The organism is Bradyrhizobium huanghuaihaiense (assembly GCF_007830635.1).
In the GTDB taxonomy this organism is placed as follows: domain Bacteria; phylum Pseudomonadota; class Alphaproteobacteria; order Rhizobiales; family Xanthobacteraceae; genus Bradyrhizobium; species Bradyrhizobium huanghuaihaiense.
In genome coordinates this window covers 1-22,022 of record NZ_VLLA01000049.1, presented here as the reverse complement: position 1 = coordinate 22,022, position 22,022 = coordinate 1, and the positions used below count along the sequence as shown (strand labels likewise).

At 58.5% G+C, this 22,022-nt stretch carries 17 protein-coding genes and 2 pseudogenes; 7 read left to right on the top strand and 12 right to left on the bottom strand.

Annotated features, from left to right (window positions below; translation table 11 throughout):
• Window positions 1-2: 2 nt before the first annotated feature.
• The 7 genes from panC to bioB form a co-directional block, all read right to left on the bottom strand.
• On the bottom strand, window positions 3-854 hold the full coding sequence (gene panC, locus IQ16_RS42360; protein ID WP_011084897.1) for a pantoate--beta-alanine ligase: 852 nt from the start codon (window positions 852-854) through the stop codon (window positions 3-5).
• Between the two features lie 3 nt (window positions 855-857).
• On the bottom strand, window positions 858-1,736 hold the full coding sequence (gene panB / locus IQ16_RS42355) for a 3-methyl-2-oxobutanoate hydroxymethyltransferase (protein ID WP_026312929.1): 879 nt from the start codon (window positions 1,734-1,736) through the stop codon (window positions 858-860).
• A 1,246-nt stretch (window positions 1,737-2,982) separates the two neighbouring features.
• A complete protein-coding gene (locus IQ16_RS42340) occupies window positions 2,983-4,248 on the bottom strand; it encodes an adenosylmethionine--8-amino-7-oxononanoate transaminase (RefSeq protein ID WP_018646903.1) in 1,266 nt (421 codons plus the stop codon).
• Complete coding sequence (bioD, locus tag IQ16_RS42335; protein WP_011084893.1) at window positions 4,245-4,880, bottom strand: dethiobiotin synthase; 636 nt, start codon at window positions 4,878-4,880, stop codon at window positions 4,245-4,247. The genes IQ16_RS42340 and bioD overlap by 4 nt, the downstream gene beginning before the upstream one ends.
• On the bottom strand, window positions 4,877-6,031 hold the full coding sequence (locus IQ16_RS42330; protein ID WP_018646904.1) for an 8-amino-7-oxononanoate synthase: 1,155 nt from the start codon (window positions 6,029-6,031) through the stop codon (window positions 4,877-4,879). Before IQ16_RS42330 ends, bioD begins: the two co-directional genes overlap by 4 nt.
• A gap of 75 nt (window positions 6,032-6,106) precedes the next feature.
• Window positions 6,107-6,460 carry an aspartate 1-decarboxylase gene (gene panD / locus IQ16_RS42325; RefSeq protein WP_018646905.1) on the bottom strand — a complete coding sequence of 118 codons (354 nt, stop codon included), beginning with the start codon at window positions 6,458-6,460 and terminating at the stop codon, window positions 6,107-6,109.
• Between the two features lie 50 nt (window positions 6,461-6,510).
• On the bottom strand, window positions 6,511-7,506 hold the full coding sequence (gene bioB / locus IQ16_RS42320; RefSeq protein ID WP_018646906.1) for a biotin synthase BioB: 996 nt from the start codon (window positions 7,504-7,506) through the stop codon (window positions 6,511-6,513).
• Between the two features lie 114 nt (window positions 7,507-7,620).
• Between bioB and IQ16_RS42315 the strand changes: the two genes are divergently transcribed.
• From IQ16_RS42315 to IQ16_RS42300, 4 genes are all read left to right on the top strand, one after another.
• Window positions 7,621-8,256, top strand: coding sequence for a GntR family transcriptional regulator (locus tag IQ16_RS42315; protein ID WP_018646907.1), 636 nt, complete (start codon window positions 7,621-7,623; stop codon window positions 8,254-8,256).
• A 136-nt stretch (window positions 8,257-8,392) separates the two neighbouring features.
• The gene (locus IQ16_RS42310; RefSeq protein ID WP_018646908.1) at window positions 8,393-8,710 is read left to right on the top strand and encodes a Dabb family protein; all 318 of its coding nucleotides are present in this window, start codon (window positions 8,393-8,395) and stop codon (window positions 8,708-8,710) included.
• Between the two features lie 153 nt (window positions 8,711-8,863).
• Window positions 8,864-10,258: an aminodeoxychorismate synthase component I gene (gene pabB / locus IQ16_RS42305; RefSeq protein WP_026312597.1), complete on the top strand. Its 1,395-nt coding sequence runs from the start codon at window positions 8,864-8,866 to the stop codon at window positions 10,256-10,258.
• Window positions 10,255-10,851, top strand: coding sequence for an anthranilate synthase component II (locus tag IQ16_RS42300; RefSeq protein WP_018646910.1), 597 nt, complete (start codon window positions 10,255-10,257; stop codon window positions 10,849-10,851). Before pabB ends, IQ16_RS42300 begins: the two co-directional genes overlap by 4 nt.
• A gap of 670 nt (window positions 10,852-11,521) precedes the next feature.
• On the opposite strand, the gene IQ16_RS42290 is transcribed toward IQ16_RS42300, so the two are convergent.
• Together IQ16_RS42290 and IQ16_RS47750 are read right to left on the bottom strand one after the other, a co-directional pair.
• On the bottom strand, window positions 11,522-11,995 hold the full coding sequence (locus IQ16_RS42290) for a hypothetical protein (protein WP_011084884.1): 474 nt from the start codon (window positions 11,993-11,995) through the stop codon (window positions 11,522-11,524).
• Between the two features lie 53 nt (window positions 11,996-12,048).
• A pseudogene (locus IQ16_RS47750) lies at window positions 12,049-12,279 on the bottom strand (transposase); the annotation flags it as partial.
• 328 nt (window positions 12,280-12,607) lie between these two features.
• On the opposite strand from IQ16_RS47750, the gene IQ16_RS42275 reads away from it, so the two are divergent.
• The 3 genes and pseudogenes from IQ16_RS42275 (at window position 12,608) to IQ16_RS47075 (ending at window position 17,337) form a co-directional block, all read left to right on the top strand.
• The gene (locus IQ16_RS42275; protein ID WP_038959897.1) at window positions 12,608-15,418 is read left to right on the top strand and encodes a DUF5695 domain-containing protein; all 2,811 of its coding nucleotides are present in this window, start codon (window positions 12,608-12,610) and stop codon (window positions 15,416-15,418) included.
• 37 nt (window positions 15,419-15,455) lie between these two features.
• A pseudogene (locus tag IQ16_RS47745) lies at window positions 15,456-15,599 on the top strand (IS91 family transposase); the annotation flags it as partial.
• Between the two features lie 937 nt (window positions 15,600-16,536).
• Window positions 16,537-17,337, top strand: coding sequence for an outer membrane protein (locus IQ16_RS47075; RefSeq protein ID WP_244636074.1), 801 nt, complete (start codon window positions 16,537-16,539; stop codon window positions 17,335-17,337).
• An 871-nt stretch (window positions 17,338-18,208) separates the two neighbouring features.
• Here IQ16_RS47075 and IQ16_RS42245 read toward each other — a convergent pair.
• The 3 genes from IQ16_RS42245 to IQ16_RS42225 form a co-directional block, all read right to left on the bottom strand.
• Window positions 18,209-19,219, bottom strand: coding sequence for a glycine amidinotransferase (locus IQ16_RS42245; protein WP_198046591.1), 1,011 nt, complete (start codon window positions 19,217-19,219; stop codon window positions 18,209-18,211).
• A gap of 702 nt (window positions 19,220-19,921) precedes the next feature.
• Entirely contained in the window at window positions 19,922-20,128 is a 207-nt protein-coding gene (locus IQ16_RS42235) for a hypothetical protein (RefSeq protein ID WP_026312600.1), read from the bottom strand.
• A gap of 1,615 nt (window positions 20,129-21,743) precedes the next feature.
• Window positions 21,744-22,022 (bottom strand): transposase (locus IQ16_RS42225; RefSeq protein ID WP_488226086.1); only part of this gene is annotated, 279 nt, incomplete at its 5' end.

Below are 22,022 nucleotides of genomic sequence, written 5' to 3'. Positions count from 1 at the left end.
CGCTACGATGGCGACCAGGACAGGACTACATTGTCGATCAACCGCGTGGAGCCGACGTACGCTGCGACACAGAGCACCGCCGGATAGCGCAGAGGGCTGTCAGCAATCCTTAGAGTCCCAGGGTCGACAAGCTCAAGGTACTGTAGTCGATCGACCCTTTCCAAATGCCTTCTTGCAAGCGCAATCAGCGTTGCGGCGTCGCGTTCCCCTGAGGCAAACTCATGCGCTGCGGCGAACAAGCCACGGCTGATCGCCAAGCTCCGATCACGTTCTTCCGGGCAGAGATAACGGTTGCGACTGCTCATTGCCAGCCCATCTGGCTCCCGCACGGTTGGCACAGTGACAATCTCGATCGGAAGATTCAGATCAACCGTCATGCGGCGTATTACCGCGCATTGCTGAAAATCCTTCTGTCCAAAGTACGCGACGTCCGGCTGCACCATGTTGAATAGCTTGCAGACGACGGTCGCTACACCACGAAAATGTCCAGGCCTGAAAGCTCCGCAGAGCGGCTTTGCGAGTTCGCCCGGCTCGACAAAGCTCTCAAATTGAGCCGGATAGATCTCCTCTGCACTTGGCGCGAAGATGATGGAGACCCCGGCACTGCCGCATAACGCTTCATCGCGCGCGAAGTCGCGGGGGTACCTGCTGAGATCCTCATTTGGGCCGAACTGAGTGGGGTTGACGAAGATGCTAACGACAGTGACGTCGCAGTGTTCCCGGCTGGCCGAGATCAAGGCCAGGTGGCCGTCGTGCAAGTATCCCATCGTCGGAACGAATCCGATGCGCTTTTCGGCATTGCGAACGTCTGCAAGGGCGCGACGCAGCTCAGCCACCTTCGTAATTACTTTCATTTCTTACCTTGAGGTTGAACTGGAGGGCACCCAGTTGGCGACGGCATGCCGAAGCTGATCAGGAAGCCGATAGCACTCCTCTGAGCCCGGGAACGCCCCTTTGCGGATATCGGCAGCCCAGCGCGACAGCGCCTCCTGGAACAACTGGAATCCATTTGTATAGGCACGAACGAATTTGGGGCGATGGCCTTCGGTTAGCCCCAAGACATCATGAAACACGAGCACTTGGCCCGAGCAATCGGGTCCTGCTCCGATCCCGATGGTGGGTATCGTGAGAGATTCGGTCGCTCGCGCCGCGAGCTCGGCAGGAATGCCCTCCAGGACAAGCGCGAAGCAACCGGCTTCCTGCAGACGGTGCGCGTCATCGAGCAACCGCAAGGCGGTATCTGTTGTCCTTCCCTGCACTTTGAATCCACCCATGACGTTGACGCTCTGCGGGGTCAGACCGAGATGTCCCATCACAGGAATGTCGCAATCGACCAAGGCGCGTACCATCTCGATGCGTTTGGCACCACCCTCGAGTTTCACAGCATCGGCGCCACGCTGTAAAAAACCTCCTGCATTGCGAATCGTATCCTCAGAACCGACATGAAAGCTGAGAAAGGGCATGTCGGCCACAAGCAAGGCATGAGGCCTCGTGCGCGCAACAGCCTCCAGGTGATGATTCATCATGGCCACGCTGACGGGCAGCGTGTTGTCGAATCCCAGGCAGACGTTTCCAACGCTATCGCCGACCAGGATGATATCGACAATGGGATCCGCGATGCGCGCCGCAACCGCATCGTAGGCGGTGGTCATCACGACACGCCGTCCTTTATCCTTCCACTGCTGCAGTGCCGGAATCGTGACACGCTCTAGAGGCTGCTCTGAACTGTGGCTCATATTGAATCCGCTCCGCACACACCGTCGGCGCTTCCTAGAGAACGCGGGAGAAACCTGTCAATGGCATGGAGGATGGAGATCCCAGTTGTCTAGAACTGGGGAACAGCGCAAAAACAGTCCAATGGTCGCGCAACCATGAGACAAGACCTTCCTCATCCATTTCACCACCCGATGGCTCGTCTTCACGTGCAGTTTCAGCGGCTATGCCAGCCGCGCCCTCAATCGAGGAGCGGCGCTCGCGACGAGCCACCATCTGCACGCGTTTCTGGGCTGATTGCAGTCTCTCCAAACGGTGACGGCGACCGGACCGAGCGCAGATGCGCGCAGTGGGGACTTCGTCTTTAGGGCACATCTCCGTGTCTGCCCGCTAGGGGGACTCGTGAGACTCCTGCTTCGGCGCCTGCGCACCGAGCAAAGCAAACGGATGGCAGGCCAGGAACGTCCAAAGGTGACAGGCCGCCGTAAGCGCAGCGAGAGTCGCGGTCGAGTAGATGTCGTCGCGAACGCGCTCAGACCGCGCCAGCCTGCTGGCCCTGTAGGCCGTGAAGTCGATTATTTTCGCCGATGTTTCTGTCACTTGATTTCCACGTGCTCTAGAGGGCCACTCGAATTCTCCGACCAGGGCCGTACCGGCACAACTCAGTCCATTCCTAAGCCGCTCGAAGCCAACGAAGCCATTTCTGATCGGCCTCCCGCCGCGCCTTGAAGCGGTTGACGCATCTCTTCGAGCAAAGAGCCGTTCGCCAGCAGTAATGGCGGATCAGCCCAAACTTTCCGCCGCATATCGCGCAGCAAGTGGCTGAATGGTCGAGGGAATTACGGAAGCCAATGTGCATTCTCGCCTCCTGTCAGACATTTACCTGGGAAGCCCCGCTGCCCTCTGACCACAGCACCACGCGCGCACCGAAGGTGCGGCCCGCCCGGCGGTCCGTCTTCCTGGTTGTTGCAGCCATCAAGAGCCTTGACTCTGATGTGCGGCTGCCTCGCGAAGCAGTACTTTCCGCAGATAGCCTCGCCGAGAATTTGGTCAAGATAATTGATTTCTCTATCGTGATTTACGCAATTCGCTCGACATTTCGGTCAAATGCTGCGCCTTGCATGACTAGCCCGCAGAATTACTGCGGCAGTTGGATCGGGAGCGCTTAAGTTGGGGGCTGCATCCTCGTTGCACTATCAAAAGCAGCAATACGGGCACTTTCCCTTCCAAGATCCTGTCACTGCAGACGATCGCACAGTCTCGTGCATCTCACATCAGCAAGTCAGCAGCGTCGCGGATGGCAGTATAGATTTCATCAAGATCGGCCGCCGTAACGCAGTAAGGCGGCATCACGTAGATCGTGTTACCGAGTGGGCGTAACAGCAGATCCCGCGCTTGGAAGAAAGCCAAAAGCCTCGGACCGATGTCCGCCAGATAGCCGGCATCGCGCGTGTTGAGTTCAACCGCTGTGACTGTTCCTGTGCGCCGCACGTTTGCGAACCGTGAATCGAGGCGGAACGGCGCGAGTGCCTGTTCTTGCATCCTCGCCAAGGATGCCAGCCGCCAGCGATACTCCTGATCCTGCCATAGGTCCAGATTAGCCTTGGCGGCGGCACAGGCCACTGGATTGGCCGTATATGAGCTCGAATGAAAAAACGTACGCGTGCGATCTTCAGAATAATGCGCATCGAAAATATCGGCACGACACAGTGTGACGGCGAGCGGCAGCGCCCCAGCCGTGAGGCCTTTCGAATAGCAAGCAATATCGGGCGTGACATCGGCCTGCTCACACGCAAACAAGGTACCCGTCCGGCCCCAGCCTGTCATGACCTCGTCCGCAATGAACAGGACGTCAAAGGCTTCGCAAATCCGCTTCATCTCTCTTAGCACCGAGGGCGAATACATCAGCATTCCACCGGCACCCAATATCAGGGGCTCCACGATAAAGGCTGCGGGATGTTCGTTTCGACACGCGTTTTCAAGCGCATCGAGAGCTCTTTGCTCACAATCTCTTGCCGGGAACGGAATCGAGGTCACCTCGAACATCAGCGCCCCGTAGGCCGCATTGAAGATGCCTCGGCTACCTACCGACATCGCCCCGATCGTGTCGCCATGGTACGAGTGCTGCATCACCACAATTTTGGTTCGCTCTCTTCCGGTATTGCGCCAGTAGCCGAGCGCCATTTTCAGCGCGACTTCGACGCTGGTGGACCCGCTATCGGAGAAGAACACATGTTCGAGCGCTGCGGAGGTGACCTTCAATAGTTCCGTCGCAACCTGCTCAGCCGGGTCGTGAGTGTATCCGGCGAAGATGACCTGGTTGAGCTTGCCTGCCTGTTCTCGGATCGCGTTCACGATGCATGGATGGCAATGGCCGTGGGTCACGACCCACCAGGAGGAGATTGCATCGATAAGGCGTCGGCCATCTTCGGTGTAGAGATAGGCCCCTTCTCCCCGGACCACCTTCGTCATGTCCCGCTGTAGAGCATGCTGCGTGAACGGATGCCAGATCGGCGACCTCTTAGCTGTCTTCATAGGTTCAGGAAATCGCTGCTAACAAAGGAGTCTTTGAAAGCGGCCTGCAGCCTATCGTTTGTGAGGGGAACAAGCCACGGGAGCCGTCCCAACCAACGCACTCTCCCGATCTCGCAAACCGCGCTTTCAGTTTCGGCGTTTCTTTCGCCAATGAACGCAATCCCAAGGATTCGAATCTGACGCTTCCGCAGAGCCTCTATGGAGAGCAGGGAGTGATTGATTGTGCCCAGTCCCGTCCTTGCGCAAAGCACGACGGGAAGCTGCCAGCGCTCGAAGATGTCGATGTAAAGCGTGCGCGCTGTCAGCGGCACCATGAGTCCGCCGGCGCCTTCGATCACGAGTCGCCGCTCGCCGCTGTCCGGCAGTCCAAGCGTCTCTGTATCTATGCGAACGCCGTCGATCTCCGCTGAGTGATGGGGCGACGCGGGCGTCCGAAGTCGATAGAGCTCCGGGACAATCCGATCGGACGAGAGGCCACCGAGGCGGCGGATGCACTCGGAGTCGATCTCTTGTTCGAGTCCAGCCTGGACCGGCTTCCAGTAATTCGCGCCGAGAAGCCCGGCGAGCCCTGCGGAGAATACCGTTTTGCCGACGCCGGTGTCCGTACCAGTCACGACGATCCGTTTATTCATCGAAACGAGCCCCTCGTCACCTCAACCAGCGCATCGAGCATCGCGCGCACGTCCGCTTCGCCAACATTGAGTGTCAACGAAATTCGCAAGCGGGCGGTGCCTGCAGGGACGGTTGGCGGCCGAATTCCGCGGATATCGAAGCCGCGCGCCTGCAGAGCAGAGGCAAGTCGCATTGCATGAGCATTGTCACCTACGATGTAGGGCACGATCTGAGAGGTCGATGGTGTGCGCAAACCAAGCGAGGTGATCTGCCGATGCGCGAACGCAACGAGTTTGGCCAGCCGTTGCTGCCGCTCCGGCTCTTTCTGCAGGGTGAGGAGTGCCTCTCGAACGGCAACGGCCATCAATGGTGATGGGGCGGTGGCAAAAATAAACGGACGGCAGCGGTTGACCATGAAATCGCGCAAGATGCCGGAGGCCGTAACAAGTGCACCCGCCGCACCGAGCGCTTTGCCGCAGGTATGAACGACGATGAGATTTTCGCGCTTGTCATAAGGGGCCGTGAGCCCTCGTCCTTGATGCCCGTAAGCGCCTGTGGCATGTGCCTCGTCCACGATCAGAAACGCGTCTTGGCGATCGGCGATTGCCACTAGCTCTTCGAGTGGAGCGAAGTCGCCATCCATACTGTAGAGACTTTCGGCCACAATCCACACGCGGCCCGCTCCACCTTTGTTTCGCCAGGCGCGAATTGCGTCTTCGACTGACTGGGGATCATTGTGCGCGTGAATTCGACACTCTGCGCGACCGGCCCGCGCCCCCTCGTGAATACTGGCGTGCACGAGCGAATCGAGAACGAGCAGATCGCCGCGCTGCGGGAGCGTTGTCAGGAGGGCAAAATTTGCGATGTAGCCGCCTCCAAAGAAAAGCGCTGCCTCCGCGCCAAAGAACTGAGCCGCTTCTGTTTCGAGCCGTTCATGCTCCTCGCAATTGCCGCGCAGAAGCCGCGACCCGCCGGCTCCAACCGGAGTGCCCGCCTCGAGCGCGGCGACCATCGCCTTTTTGATGCGCGAGGCGTTCCCGAGCGCCAGATAGTCGTTCGATGCGAAATCGATCCCCACGCGCGGCTTGAGGCAGCGCAGCCGTTCATCTTCATTCAAGGCATTCAACGCTGCGACGTAGGGACTAAGTCTAGCTATTTGGATCGACCGCATTCATCACTCCGAGGATCGCATCAAATCGCGCAAAAATGCGTTGGCCGTTTAAGAAGGAAGGATGGCCCGTTAGGTTCAACTTGCCAGGATGCGATTGTCTCGGTCCACACGCACAATGCGCGGCTTGAACATCTTTGCTTCGGCCTCGTCGAATGAGGCATATTCAACGATAATGATCTTGTCTCCGGGCATCACCAGTCGGGCGGCCGCACTGTTCAGGCTTATCGTGCCAGACATCGGCGGCGCCTCGATCACGTAGGTGGCAAAGCGCGTCCCCGTTTCGACATTGTAGATTTCGGCGCGCTCGTTGATCACCATTCCTGCTGCCTCCAGGAGCGTACGATCTATCGAGATCGAGCCTTCATAGTGCAGATCGGCTTCGGTCAATGAGGCGCGATGGATCTCGCCCTTCATCAAAGTTATCTGCATTTCTCACCTAGGCTGGATGTAGGGGCAACATATTGCGCGCACTGCTTCCGTCAGGCGAGCCCGGACGTGATGCCGAGCCGGGCCAGCAAATCCGCGTCGCGATCAACTTTCGGGTTTTTGGTGGTCAAGAGCACGTCGCCGACAAAGATTGAATTTGCGCCGGCCAAGAAGCAAAGCGCCTGCAATTCATCGGTCATGTATTGCCGCCCGGCGGACAAGCGAACCACACTCCTCGGCATAATGACCCGCGCGGTCGCCAGCAGCCGGACCAGCGCGATCGAATCGGGAGGCTCCGCGGTGTCTTCCACCGGCACGCCGCCAATCTTGTTCCACAGGTTGATCGGCACGCTTTCGGGATGGTTGGGAAGATTGGCGAGCAACACGAGCATACCTAGGCGGTCCTCGACGCGCTCGCCCATGCCGATAATCCCGCCGCAGCAGATCTTGATGCCGGCATCGCGCACATGCGCCAGCGTATCGATGCGGTCCTGCAGGCTGCGGGTGGTGATGATCTTGCTGTAAAACTCGGGCGATGTGTCGACGTTGTGATTGTAGAAGTCAAGGCCGGCCTCGGCGAGGCGCGCGGCCTGCTTCTGTGTCAGCATGCCGAGCGTGACACACGTTTCCATGCCGAGACCTTTGACCGCGTTGACCATGTCGCAGACAGAATCAAGATCGCGATCTTTTGGCGTGCGCCAGGCCGCGGCCATACAGAAGCGCGTGGCGCCGGCATCCTTCGCGCGCTGTGCGGTCGCAACCACATCGGCGCAACGCATCAGGCGGGTCGCTTTCAGGCCGGTCGCATAATGCGCGCTTTGCGAGCAGTAGCCGCAGTCCTCCGGACAGCCGCCGGTCTTGATGCTGAGCAGGCTCGCAGTTTCGACGTGGTTTGGATCGAAGTTCTTGCGATGAGCGCGCTGCGCCTGAAGCATCAGGTCGGCAAAAGGAAGGTCGTAGAGCGCCTTAACCTCTTCGACGTTCCAATGATTACGAACCCGCGCCCCGTTGCTAGCTTCCTTCCGTTGGACTTGCACAGCAGCATCCATAACCCAATCCCGCTCAATTGTAGATAATCGCGTGAATTATCTATAGTCATCGCTCTCGAAGAGATGCTAATCGAGCTGCCTCGCAAATGCACCGATTATTGCGGTAGATAATCTATGATCACTGCTGACAACATGACGATGGTCGCGCGCATCGCGGACTCAATCGCTGAGCGCATTATCAGCGGCGCCTTAGCGCCAGGCGCACCACTCCGTCAGGATCACGTTGCACGAGAATTCAATTCCAGCCACGTCCCCGTGCGCGAGGCCTTTCGGCACCTGCAGGCACAACATCTTGTTGTCGCTGTGCCGCGTCGCGGTGTTCGGGTTGCCCCGCTCGATACCCGTTCAGTGAAAGAGATCGCCGAAATGCGCGCCGCGCTCGAGGTGGTGGCATTGCGCCATTCGGGGCCAAGGCTGACAACATCTCATTTGGCTCAAATCGAGCTCGCCCTAATCGAAGGAGACAATGCAAAGACGATCGAGGAGTTTGAGATGGCCAACCGCGCCTTTCACCAAGCCTTGGTCGCGCCGTGCGGAATGCCGCGTCTGCTCGCGAGCCTCGATGGATTGCAGCTTGCCAATTCTCGATTGGTGTTCGCGATGGCGCGATCGGCGGGCTGGCGACCGCGCTCCAATCAAGATCACCGCCTGATTCTGCAAGCCTTGCGAACGCGCAACGTCGATCACGCCTGTAACCTGCTCACGCGGCACATTCAAACCATTGAGCGCCTTGCCCTTCCGGCGCCCTGAGCAAATCTGGCAAGCTTCATTGCCGGATCGCCGACGATTGCAAGCGACGATCATGCGGCAAGCGACTAGCCTCATTGCAACCGGCTCTATTCCCAGATAGTTATGGCACCCGCTAGCGACATCTCCACGGACCGCCATGATTCGTCACATCGTCTTCTTCAGCGCCAAGGACGAGGCGCATATCGACCAGATCATCGAAGGTCTTTCGCTTCTCACCACGATACCACATGCGCGCCGGCTTGAGGTTGCCCGCAACCGCAAGACCGATCAGCTCGGCAACGATATCGACATCGTGGTCTATGGTGAGTTCGACAGCGAGACGGAGCTCGCAGCGTACAAAGCGCACGAGCTCTACCAGGAGTCGATTAAACGGGTCCGACCGCTCCGCGAGCTGCGGTTCGCGGCCGACTTCGATGTATCAACAGATACCCCTTTCGCCTCCACGGCAGGATGATCCTGGTGCTGTCGCAGCAAAAAGTCCGCCGCCGGGTTAACTTGGCAATGGGCCTCATGTTTCGGCCCATCGCAGACAAGCGTCATTCTCATCGGTGGGGCAACAGATGGAACGGCACCTTCACGACGTCAGCCCCCTGTGACCGATAACCCGATGTACGTTCGCGAGTTGCAGTGGGTTGAACCTGTCACGGCGATGCGACGTCTCGGGCATCGATCGCATCTCACGTTTCTCGATAGCGCGGCAAGGCACGAGCTGCTTGGGCGCTACTCATATCTAACGTGCGACCCGTTCAGCACCTACAGGGTCACGAACGGCCGAGCCAGTTGGAACGGACTGACTTTCGAGGCCGAACCATGGAAGGTCCTTCGCACGCTACTCGCGAAGTACCCGCAAGAGCATCGTCCCGATCTCCCGCCATTCCAGGGAGGAGCGGCAGGCTACCTTGCCTACGACATGAACAGGACATTGGAGCGATTGTCTGCGCCGGCAATTGCCGGTCTGGGTTTGCCCCAATCTATCTTGCATTTCTATGACGTGGTCATCAGCTTCGACCACCGGGATAACAAATGCTGGATCGTCTCGACCGGATGGCCGGAGCAGGATAGCGTGCGACGGAGCGAACGAGCGCTTCGTCGAGCCGACGAGTTTGCAGCATTGCTTGCCGGTGCAAAGGCGCCACAGAAGGGTTGTCCCAGCAAAGCGGGCGCATGGCACTCGAACTTCAGCCGCGAGGGGTACATCGCGGCGGTACAACACGTGATCGACTTGATCCTCGCGGGTGACGTGTTCCAGACGAATATTGCGCAGCGTTTCAGCACCCGCCTGTCGACCTCGTTTGATCCGCTCGCCTTCTATTGCCAGCTACGATCATTGAATCCAGCGCCCTTTGCGGCCCTGCTGCGATGGGGAAAGCTGACCATCGCATCAAGTTCGCCGGAACGATTCCTGAAACTTGAGGGGCGACAAGTCGAGACACGACCTATCAAGGGCACAATCGCGCGTTCTCCTGATTTCAAGGAAGACCAGCGCCGTGCGGCTGTTCTCCTCGCTTCCGAAAAGGATCATGCCGAGAACACGATGATTGTCGACCTTTTGCGCAACGATCTGTCACGCGTTTGCACCGCGCATTCGGTCGGGGTTCCGGCCCTGTGCAATCTCGAGTCCTATGCTTCAGTGCACCATCTCGTGTCGATCGTTACGGGGACACTTGCCGGAGACGAAGACGCTGTTAGCCTGCTCCGTGCTTGCTTTCCCGGCGGCTCCATTACGGGAGCGCCAAAGCCGCGGTCGATGGAAATTATTACAGAAATCGAGCGCATAGCGCGAGAGGTCTATTGTGGGGCGATCGGCTTCATCGGCTTCAACGGGCACATGGACACCAGTATTGCGATCCGCACTGTCACCATCGACGGCGGCCTGGCTGTGTTTCATGCGGGCAGCGGTATAACGGCCTTGTCGGAGCCCGAGGGCGAATACGAGGAAACGCTCGCCAAGGCAGCGCGAATCTTTGATGCATTTGGTTCTGAACCAGCTGGTGCATTTTGATTGTCATCGTCGATAATTACGATTCCTTCGTGTTCAACATTGCCCGCTATTTCCACAAGCTCAGTGAAGTAACGGAAGTGATCCGAAACGACGCTATCAGCATCAGCGAGCTCGTTGGTCTCAACCCGCGCGCGGTGGTCATATCGCCCGGCCCCTGCACCCCCACTGAGGCAGGAATATCGACAGCAGTAGTTCGCGAACTTTCAGGACGCGTACCAATTCTCGGCATCTGCCTTGGACATCAGTGTATTGCGAGTGTTTTCGGAGGACGGGTGGGGCGTGCGCGTCGGCCCATGCACGGTCGGCGCTCATACGTTGCGCATGACGGCCGAGGGTTATTCAAGGGGCTGCCAACCCCGCTTGAGGTCGGACGCTACCATTCACTTATCGTCGAGCTTGATCAATCATGTGCGCAGAACCTCATAGTGACAGCGCGTTCGGAGGAAGGCGAGATCATGGCCCTCACGCACGGCTATTATCCCACCTATGGGGTCCAGTTCCATCCCGAGTCGATACTTACCTCACAGGGGCACGTCCTGCTCATGAACTTCTTGCGACTCGCAGAAGATTTCCGAAACCGCGCGGCGCAATGAGAGGCTCGGCCTGCCAATCAAGATGGTGGACCGTCGGTTTTCGACGTGGTTGGAAGGCGAAGCCTCATATGGCAGGCATTTTGTGGTCATCAGCGCTGTTCCGTGCTTGGCTCTGCAGTCAGCGGCCCGCCTCCGACGGAAACCAGCCCCTGCGGTTTCGAGGGCCGGACGTCTCTCTTGGCCGGCTTGGATGTGGTGCGCGCGGGGGGCAAAGAAGCAGCAGGAGCAGGAGAAGCAACAGGCGCCGGATTCTGCAGCCCCTCGATTCTTTGGGTCAGGGTTGCGATCTGATCCGAGATCCGCCTTAGCTCGGCTTGCTGCGCATCGACGTTGCGATTGAGCTCGGCAATTTCATCGGCTGTCTTCTGCTGCCCTGATTGGATCCATAAAAGGACGTCCCTATGCTCAGGTGACAAGCAAAGCGCGCGAGGCACGACTTCGTGCGCCGGCGGCGCCTCGCAAACGTTTCGATATTCGTCAAAAAATAGGCTCCTCCGGCGCCCGGTTCGCCGCGCTTGTTAGAATCTCTTGTATTTTCTCGGCAACATTTGTTCTTTCTGGAAAGGGAATCAAGTCCTTCACTCATTCACTAAACACATTACTTTGGTCCGCTATTTGACTACGCGTTCTTGTCATTTCGCGATAAACCTTCCTTCTCTTTTTGTATCTTTCAACAATATTGCTCTGCTCCGCCGTCTTTAGCCCTCACTGAAGTACGCGCGGTAGTCTCGATGCGCGGCGAATTCGCATGGTCCTGAGCGCAGAAGGGACAGATCTCAGTCTCTTCGCCCTCGATGCGATGCATACCATCGCCCACCCAGCGTTCGTCTGCCTCGCCGATCGCAGCGAAATGTCGTTGCACTTGTGCAACGGCGAGAGCTTCCAGGTCCGGAAGATTTCGGCCCAAGAGAGTGTTGATTTCGACGACATCGAAATGTCGGCAGGCCCATCTCGTGAAAGTCGTGGTGACGTCGCAAAGCATCAGACGATTGCGCGGCAGAGAGCGCGCGCTGCCTCCGCAACCGCATCGGCAATATTTGGTGATTTCCTTGAGGGCACAGAAGTCGTCGACGCTCAGCCTGCCTCGCGCTGGTGCCGGAATGGCGCCCTCGCGAGCGCGGAGCTCACGATTAATGTTCCTCATGTCCCAAGCTGGCCTACATCCAGTCCTTCCGACGCACTACAAATCACAAAATTTACTTGCTGACCCAACCAGTCGCCTTGACCGGCAAAATGTAACAACGACTGGTGTTGCGCTGCTCTCCGTTCAGGAGCCGTGATGGCGGCCATCGGCTCGACACTCTTGCGATCGCAAGGCATCATCAGACCGGCGGAGTAATCGCGAAGCGGTTTGGCTCAGCCTCCGTCCCCGATCACGCTCGTAAAACCCTCAACATACGCCGAAAACCTCGACGCGACGTCCCCCATTTTACCCGACCCATCTCAGCCTCTCCGCACGCCGAATAGATGAGTCTTCTCAAAAATAGGAATCTTCTCGGTAAAAGCCGCGACACTCTGATTAAGTAAGACTACGCAGTAGTGAGCAGGCAGTGGAAGCCGCGCAATGTCGAGGGGCGGCGCTCGGCCGAATGCCTCAGGCGCGCCGTGAACTTTGTCATCGACCGGGTCTTTGCCATTGGCAACTAGGCCCAAGAGCAGCTTGGCCTCCTTGCGAGCAAGCTCTGGTGTCCAAGGGCACCGTGAGGACCGATGGTGACGAAGCGGTGGCAACCGAACGCTGGGTACTTGAGAACGTATGTCGCTTTGTCGCGTTGACGTTTACGGCGGGAAACGGCACGCCTTGATCATCCGTATGGAGCGATACCGGATACGGTTGATGACGAAGTCTAAAGCCATGTCTAAAGCCTGGACGTATACGCGTCGTACGATGCTGTTGGGCAGTAGCTTCTTGGGTAGCGCGTTTTTCGGGGGCGTTACGCTGCCTACACCCAATCGGCCGCAGCGCAAGGTTGCCATGGTGTTGAAGGCGGTCGACTCTCCCTTCGTCGTTGGGTGCACACAAGACGGCATTACCTCCTTGCGTTATCGTAACGATGCGTATGACACGGATTATGTTCTGCCTGGAGCCGTGCTGGGGACGGCTCACGCTAGAGTTCGGCGTGCCGGATCCGAGTGGCATACGCTTCGAACCGGCGTTGATGCAACGAAGCCGATGCATAGCGCGGCCCTTGAACTAGCAGCCCGCGATGCCGGCGTCCTTCTCACGACCCGCCTCGCAGTCGACGAGGCTGGATTGACGTGGGAGATCATGCTGCGGAACGACGGCATGGCGAGCGTGGAGGTTGGCGACCTCTATTTTCCCATGCCGATGAACACCGAATTTCCGGCAGGGCAACCGGCATCGGTGGCTGTTTTGAAGCACAGCTTCGTCTCGGGGCATGGATCGCACATCTTCTGGATTCGCGGCAACAGCACCGGCCCCTTCCTCATGCTCTTACCGGAAGCGGACACGTCACTGGAATATTGGGATGTCCACAAGGATTCGGCCGAAGCCAGTGGGACGTGGTGCGCCTACATCTTGGGCGGAGCGGCCGCCGGCGAGGCAGTGGCGGCGGGGACTCGCTGGCGACAGCCGACGCATTCCCTGTCCCTGTCGCCGGCCGAGCAACGGCGTTACCGTCTCCGCTTCCAATGGGTTGCCAATTACGAGGCGGCGCGCAGGGCTATCGCGGACGCCGGTCTGGTGGACGTGGAAGTGATGCCGGGCATGACGGTTCCCAATGACCTGCATGTCGACATCGCGCTCGCGTCCTCCATTCCGGTGGAGCGAATCGAAGCGGAATTTACCGGCGACACGGTGGTGCAACGGTTGCCGGATCGGGCTGGCAGGCGCCTGTGGCGGGTTCGCTTTTCGCGATTGGGCGAGAACCGGCTGACCCTGCACCAGCCGGGTGCGCGCCAGACATTTCTTGAATTCTCCGCTACCGAGCCCGTCGAGACGATGATGAAGAAGCGCGCAACCTTCATCGTGAAGCGGCAGCATCGTGACCCGTCCAAATGGTACGACGGTTTGTTTGGCGAGTGGAATATGGAGACGCAGGTCCTGCTTGGCCCGGACAATTACGACCGGATCAAGGGTTGGCGCATCTACGAGGTGACGTGTGATGATCCCGGGCTGAGCAAGCCCGCTTACCTCGCGACCAAGAATGCCGAGCATCCTGATGTGGCGGAAGTGGCGGCGCTGGATCGGTATATAGACACGTTCGTCTGGGGCGGGCTGCAACGTACCACACAGGAGGCATACGCCTACGGCCTCTACGGCATACCCGATTGGAAGCAGAACAGGGAAAGCAGCGATCCCGGCCCGAAGGGTCGCCTGCATATCTGGCGGCCTTATGTCTATCCGCACATCTTCGCGATGTATTTGGCCATGCACCGCATCGCGCGTGACCATCCCGCGATACCCACCCGCCAGAGCGCACGAGATTATTTGGTACGCGCCTACGGTACGGCGCTGGCCATGTTCACGGTGCCGATGCGCGTGGTGATGTGGTCTGCCTACCGCACCGGCTTCTACAACGAATGTGTGATCCCCGAACTGGTTTCGGCGCTCACGACGGCGGGCTTGACACGCGGGGCGGCGACGTTGGAGGCGCACTGGGCGCGTAAGGTGCGCGCCTTCGTCGATCCGAAGGCGGACCTGTTCAAGTCTGAATATCCGTTCGATTCCACAGCCTTCGAATCAACGCAGGCACTGGCGCGCTCGGCCCTTGACGACCCTGTCGCCATGGGGGTTTCGAAGGCGGCGGCGCGTGCCTTCTCGGAGCGTCAGATCGCTGCAAATCTGTTCTGCCGTGGCTGGCTGGAACCTGCTTATTACTATCTGGGCAGCGATTATCGCCACACTGCGGGCGACGCCTATACGCTGACTTACATGGCGCAGATGGGTGGCTGGGCGCTGCTTGATCATGCGCTGAACGATGCAGACGACCCGCATCCGCTCCTTCGTCTCGGCTATGCCTCACAACTCAGCGCGTGGGCTTTGCTGAACAGCGGCCCTGCGTCGGCGGGTCATGGCTATTGGTATCCGGGCGAGGAGAATGACGGCGCGGCCGGTGGCGGCTTCGAGCCGGCGCCGAGCGGCACCACATGGCTCGGTCAGCCGCATCACCGTGGAACGTGGTATTACTCGTGCGAGATCGACCTGGGATTTTGTGGGGCGGTCCGCGCTGCTGCGACGATCGTTGCCGACGATCCCATCTTTGGGCAGGTTTGTCACGGTGGCATCATGGAGACGTTCGCTCACACACTGCGTATCTGGCCACGTGATGGCGTGCGGCGACGGCTCAACGTGCGGCTCCAGTCTCTTCGATTGGACTTGGTGCTGCTCGACGCGCGATTCCGGGCGGATCGACCGATCATTCTGAATTTGGGGGCGGGGTGGATCAGCCTTACGCCTGAGCCCTTTGCCCCATCTGGATCGGGAGTGTCGTTCGAATTGCGGTACGATGACGGGAGAAAGCGCAAGGAAGTCATCGACATCACGGACAGCCAGCTCGTCGTCCGCTTGCCTGCGGCGCGCTTACCGCGGGTTCAGGTTCGCTAGACTCTAGTGTTGCCGATTATGGGGTGCGATCGGCACTTATGGCCTGCTGTTCCACGCGGCTTCCGAGCCGATGACGATCATCCCGGCAAATCCCGAGCATCTCGGCGCACGTATCCGCATCACCGCCGTGCTGCATACCTCGGGTTCAGCGCCCGTGGACGCTTTTCTCGCCGGAGGAGGCGCCGGATCTCCACGACCTGACCGGCGCTGCGTTAGCCCAACTATACGCGCTCTACGAGACGACGGCCGCGCAAGGCGATCTCCGCGTCAGCAAACAGGTCCGCGCGGTTCACCTGGAATCACAGAACTTAAACTGAAAGTCGCTGACGAAGGATACCTCGCCAATATCGGTCCCGGTCGGCTTACGCGTTCGCGTGCCGCTTCTGGCGTTCTTAAACGATCGAAATTTACTGCTGCGCCCGCTTGGGGAATACGATCTACGTCGTGCCCCCGTCTTGCGTCACAGCGGCAGACCTCGACGAAATCTACACCGCAATAAATGATACAGCCGATGAGCTGGTATAGAGGGGCCGCAATCTATCCCCGAAAACACGCCAGTGCCGATACTCTGTGGAGTGACGCAGAACGTGTAATCGCCGGAGAGACCTGTGAGAGCCTCGATCCCAACCCGCAGGAGCAAGGATATCGTCTGAAGACTAGAGCGGCGTCAAATGAAGAGTGCTCTCGATGAGAGCGCTCGGGAGCACAGATCGATCTCAAATATCTTCGAAGCGACGAGCCCGTTCCGCACTGTCTTTCCACCTGTTGAGGCAGCAAGGCTTCCGGTAGCCAAAGTGAGACCGGCGCATCGTGCGCTTCGGCCCATGACACCGCGCTAGCCAAGTATTGGTGGGGCAGTGGCCGCGCGGCTGTCGGTATTGAGACAAATGTCAGCAGATTGACGACACACGCCGCGACGAAGTGCCCGCAAAGCCTGCGAATTCACTTCGGCACGCGACTTGCTCTCTTTGCGGCATCATCACCAATCGCAGCGCGATGGTCTTCGGGACGGACTCGGCGCGTGTCGCTGTTAGCGTCTGCTCCGCCCCGACGGTTTGCTGCGGCGATAGCTTATGGACGCTCGGTTATGGACCGAGAAACTGCAGGGGACGTGTTGAATGCGACCTGGAGTTCTTCTTTTGGGAGCCACGACAATTGCGCTCGTCGCAAATGGTGCGGCGAATGCGGCAGACCTTGAGCCGGAAGTGAAACTGCCCGCGGCGGTGTGGAACTGGTCCGGAGGCTATATTGGTGGACACGTCGGCGGCGGGTACGGCCGAACCTCCTTCAGCAATCCCTACGGTCCGTCAATCTATGGCGGCATAGTCGATACGCCGACGTTCCTCGCAGGTGGCCAGATCGGCTACAATTGGCAGAAGAACGGCTGGGTGTTTGGCGTCGAACTCGATGTCAGCGGTGCTGTCTCAGACGGCACAAATACCTGCCTCGCGTCGTCCGGCTTTGTCGTGAGTGCAAACTGCAAGGCAGGTCCGAACATCTTTGCCACCGCGACCGGTCGTGTCGGTTACACGTTTGGCGCGTCGGGTGGCACGCTGGCCTATCTCAAGGGAGGTGCAGCTTGGCAAAACAATCAGGGCGACGTCATCAATAACCACGAAGGCGGACTCCACAACACTGATTACAACGACACTGTTTCTAGATTGAACTTCGCAATCCAGTCGAACTGCATCACCACCAGCAAGGGTTCAAGCGGCTTTCCTCCACGTCGACATCGGTTTACGTCGGCTCAATCGCATGCCGTGGGACGCTTTCTGCCCGTGTTCGCTTCCAGCCGAGAAACCAAAGGGAGCGGCAGCTCAGCTTTCGGCTCTTGCGCGATCTCTCGCTCAACCTGCGCCTGCATAGTACCCCGATCTAAGTTTTCGAGCGCCTCAAGTACTCTCTTCCCTCTTCGGTGATAATCCAGCACCCGGCCTTCCGCTCGATCAGCTTTTGGCCGAAAACATCGAGTGGGGTCGCGCGGCTCGCAATCCGCTTCATACGGTCCGTCCACTCCGGGCCGCTGCTAAAATAGATAGCCAAATGCTGCTTAACGACTTCGATACTCGCCAGACCGTGCGGCTGCAGGCGAGTATCTTCAGTATCGACAACTGAAAACTCGCGCACGCCATCGACTTAAGGAAAAGCCCATATTACATATTTTGAGGTAAGCTCCAGAGCTGCGAGCCGCTTTTCAAAAGAGAGCTTCCTCCTAAAGCCGATTGCACGACACCCGCCTGCCGTCGCCGCGGTAAGCAACGCTTTTCGACTGCATCTTGCCAGGACTCTTCCGAAGAACGGTTCAGCATTAGATAGCTGCGTTGACTAGGAGCGTGAGGTGGTCTCGACTGCCGACTTCGACCGACTTGAGATCAAACGACGTCGGTAGTAGCCACGCCGTTGTACATCCTGACGAATGACGTCGCTCACGAAACGAACCGCCCGCTTCTTTCGTTTCCAATTCCCGCCCAATCCCGCGGGGATCGCAAAGCCTCTCGGCACGACCAAAAGATCGTTTCTTTGGTTCAAATAGATATCGAACATGTGGTGGCTCTTTTTCGCACAAGCGTAGATCGGCTGTTCACCGATCTGGTGACATCGAAGCAACAGTTTCCTTTAAGTCACTGGACGATCAAATGACATTCAAAAGCTCCCGTCCTGATAAGGGAAGACGGTCACGCGCACAATGGTGCCGCAAGATGTGAGCGTGTGCACGTCCCGACTTACGGCGCCCGGAGAGGCACCCGTCAATGTCGACCTCAAACGCGGCGGAGAGTCTATCTAGGTGGCTCAACTACGGCAATGCCAGCCTACGCTACGATTTTTCTCCCAACTAGCTGATGCAGCATAAGCTTCGCCAGGTATGAGGCTCCCAAAGCAGCGGCTTAGCAGATCGTTGCCCGGAAAGCAGACGATCGTCGGTACTAGCTGAAGTAATCCTCCGGCCCGCCTTCGCGAACCGTGTCGAGAGTAACGCAATGGAACGAACCCACCGCCGAAGATCCGTCTATGGCGGCGCCGAACCGGGACAACCTGAAAGCTGTACTGTTCAAGGATCCGAGCCAGCTCGGGGCAGGCGTCGTTGACTAAGACGACGTCAGGAGCGACCGAGAGGACGTTGACATCAATGTAAAGACTGGACAACAGCAGATCGTCGTCGTTGTAAGCCGGAAAGCTATTTTTGGTTGGCTCGGGCGCTACTATCATGTCCCAGTTGCGCATTGCTTCTGGCAAATAGTCCGCCACCTCGCGAGACCGCACGAGCAGCGGCCCCGGCGCAAGCGCTATGACCATACTATCAATATGGCTATCGCAGAGCTTGTAGGCACGGTGGATCCGAAATCGTCCTTGCAAATGGCGCTCAAGCCAATCACATGGCATCGCGTGATTCTTGGTAGCGATATTTACGACGAGGTCGCGTCCAACACGCAAACACTGCGCACCGTCCCACATCATCTCGAGGCCAACGTCATAGGGATGTGTTCCGGGATGGTGGATCGGTTCCGTTGGACCACCGGTCGTTGACAGGGCGTAGGAGCGGTCAAATGAACGGTTAGTCATCAACGGGCGCGGCATCACTGACCATCGCGCGCCTCGGTCGAAATAGGACGCGAAGATTGGCTTGAGAAATTGCGTCTCGAAGTATCGTGAGCGGAGCATAGGAGGGGTCTCGATCAATTCGTCTCCAACCACTAACGCTATGTCGCGGACATTGAGCGGCGGCACGACTGCGGCCAACCAAGCAAGGGTGCGAACCTCCACGGTGGACGCATCGAGTGTCATCGGTCGATGCACGGTCACGTTAAGCTTCCGCAACGTGTTCACAATTCCTTCGACGTCCTCATTCAGTTCGTCCAGGTAGCGGTCCTTGATCCGATGGCGGACCCGCGTGCCAGCTTGTGTGCCCGCTGCCGCAGAGGACAGACGCGGAGCAGCGCGATCGTCTGTTCTCTACCCACTGGGATGATCCCGCCTTGGCCGGCTGGTCAGATGCGCTCTACACCATTGCCGGATACGTGCTCTACACCACGAATTCAACCTATCTGACCTGGCAGGTTCGCCGGCGGATGACGTATTTGCCGTCCCTTCGGGATTCCATATACGGCTGCCGGCGTGGTTCAAATTGTATAATTGGAACGTTTGCCACAGTAAGGCTACCGCACGGAATGGCAGCGGGCGGAAGTAAGGCTGATGCGGAGCACCGCTGCCAAGGTTCGAAGTGGACGCCGGTCACTGTAAAAGGGCAAAGTCTCATCCGATTGAAACGCGGAGCCGGACACAATGTCGTAGGCATGCTCGACGAACACGTCGTCGCGCCGGATGCCATAGCCGAAGAATACCATGACTGGCGAGGACGCCGGTGAATGTCACGGGCGTGAACTGAGAGCATTGGCCGGAGTTGAAGACCTTAAACTTCCTTGGAAACCCGGAAAGTGCGACGCCCTTGCAACTCAGGAGAGCTCGTCCTCGCGGAATGCTCGAAGATGATGTGGACGGATTGGCTCATGCAGGCGGTGTTCGAAGCTCCAGTACATCGGCGAAGATTGTCCAATCGCGGACCCGCCTTTGCCGGCAGAAATCGGTCTCCGCCTGCTGAGCAGCAGCACTCAGCGAGGCGGCATCGACCTTGAATGCTGCCTGGCACGCACGATGCTCGCCGCCGGCATCGTCGCAAACGATCTTCATAAACCGGACGCTAAATGAAGGCATGCCCCCTCTCTTTGTGTGGTTTGCTTATCCACTATTCTGCCATTCGCGCGGGGAGTATTTGATTTGCCTCAAGGAGCATCCCAAGAGGTCTGTCTGATCCTCCGAAGATAGGCCAAGAAAGTCCGCCGTGAACTTTACGAGTTGTCCGCGATAGTCTTGTGAACGACTGCCGCAAGTGCAGGCTTATCGCGGGCTGATTTCTGCCATGCGCCGGCGGCTATGCGCGCAAGCGATCGCTGGGCACCAAGAACCCCGAACTTGCATCGGCGGTCCACCTGAAGACGCGATTGCAGAAGCCGCTCATCACGCTTGTCCTAGCCCACGTTTCGATAAGCCCGGTCCAGGACTTCAGCGCCGGAGCTTAAGGTCTATCAGCGCCCGGCAAGGCCACCGAGTGAAAGGCGAAGCATCAATTGACCGTCGGCGTGCACGGAGCAATGGCGAAAAGTTGTCCTAGCCATGGGCGTGGGTTGCACCTCAATTCAACGCGTTGGTCTGTTGCAGAGAACGCGAGGCGCTGGCTGAAGCGCGAGTTCGGAACATGTCGACGAGCGTCTGCGGCTGGTAGCGGTCACGAGCCTCCGATCCCGGACGCGCACAACTTTTTGACAAGCATCAATGCTGCAGCGGCTGCCTCTGATAGAAGTGGTCTTCTAGTAAGGTCAGACGCACGGCGGACCGAAATGCTTGACGCCCATGATGCTTTCTTGCCCGGGTACCCGCTGCCGTTCCTAGGACTGCTACCAGACGCAGCCGCAGCCGCGCGGCGGCCAATGACCGGCCACATGATAAATTGCGCCGACTTGCGACGGCATCTACTTTATCGGCCTGCGGGACGGCCCTGCTATGGGCTCAGAGCGATGCCGCCCATCTAACGGTGTTAAGAAAATGCGCGCGTGAGGGAGGCCCCCCACACACAACCAACACGATGACGCCGGAGGATAAGGAGATGTGTCTCACCAACAAGGGACGTGATATGACAGACGGCCGGACCATTTACCCTGCTCCGGGCCGGATTACTGGAGCTGGAGTCCAGTCTAACTTGTGCAGCACAGCTACAAATATCAACGGCCGAGGCCTTGAGCTGATCCAAATCAATTCGACCAAAGCTCAGATGTCGTTTCGTGGCGCAGATCTAAATATTTCAGTTCGCGAGCGGATCATGTTTCGTCACAACAGCGCATGGCCGATAGCCCTCCGCCGCGGCTGACGCGATCGAGAACGCGGGCCATCCGAACGTTATCGGCTTGGGCCCGTCCGCGCAGAACCCAAGCGATGTGCGCGGTGTTAACAAGGTTATCTGAATTTGTCACCCCGCAGCTATGAACACCGCCCAGCATCTAATGATCTGACATGGGAGCAGCTTGGAAAGGCGCCGCCCTTCGATCAGGATCTGGAGATTGCCGTGATCGAGGGTAATTCAATTCACCGGGTGGTCTTTCCTTGCCGCCGGATCTTCGGCGGATGGATCAACGCGAATACCGGAGAGCAAATCGCTGTGCGGCCGACGCATTGGCGTATCTGGCCCGGATAGCCGTTATTCCAAATGGATTGGCGTGAGTTGGGGTACGGAGTGCCTTTGACGTCCTCTCTTCGGAAACTATCTAGTCGTCCGTTAAGAAGCCGGATTGATCGAGGCTGGCCGGGCGAGCGTGCGCCATAGCTGGGCCAGGAACAGGCACAAGAGATATCTCAGCCAGGCGAGGATGCGGCGGAAGTTGTGTCCGACGGCTGAGAGGACGACGTTGGCGGCATCGCCGGCGCGGCCTTTGAGGTAGCAGCGCCCGAGGTGGCCTTCCGCCTTCAGGTGTCCGATGATGGGCTCGATGGCGGAGCGGCGGCGCAGCTCGCGCTTGATGACACCGAAAACGCCGCGCTTCTGGCCGGAGATGAA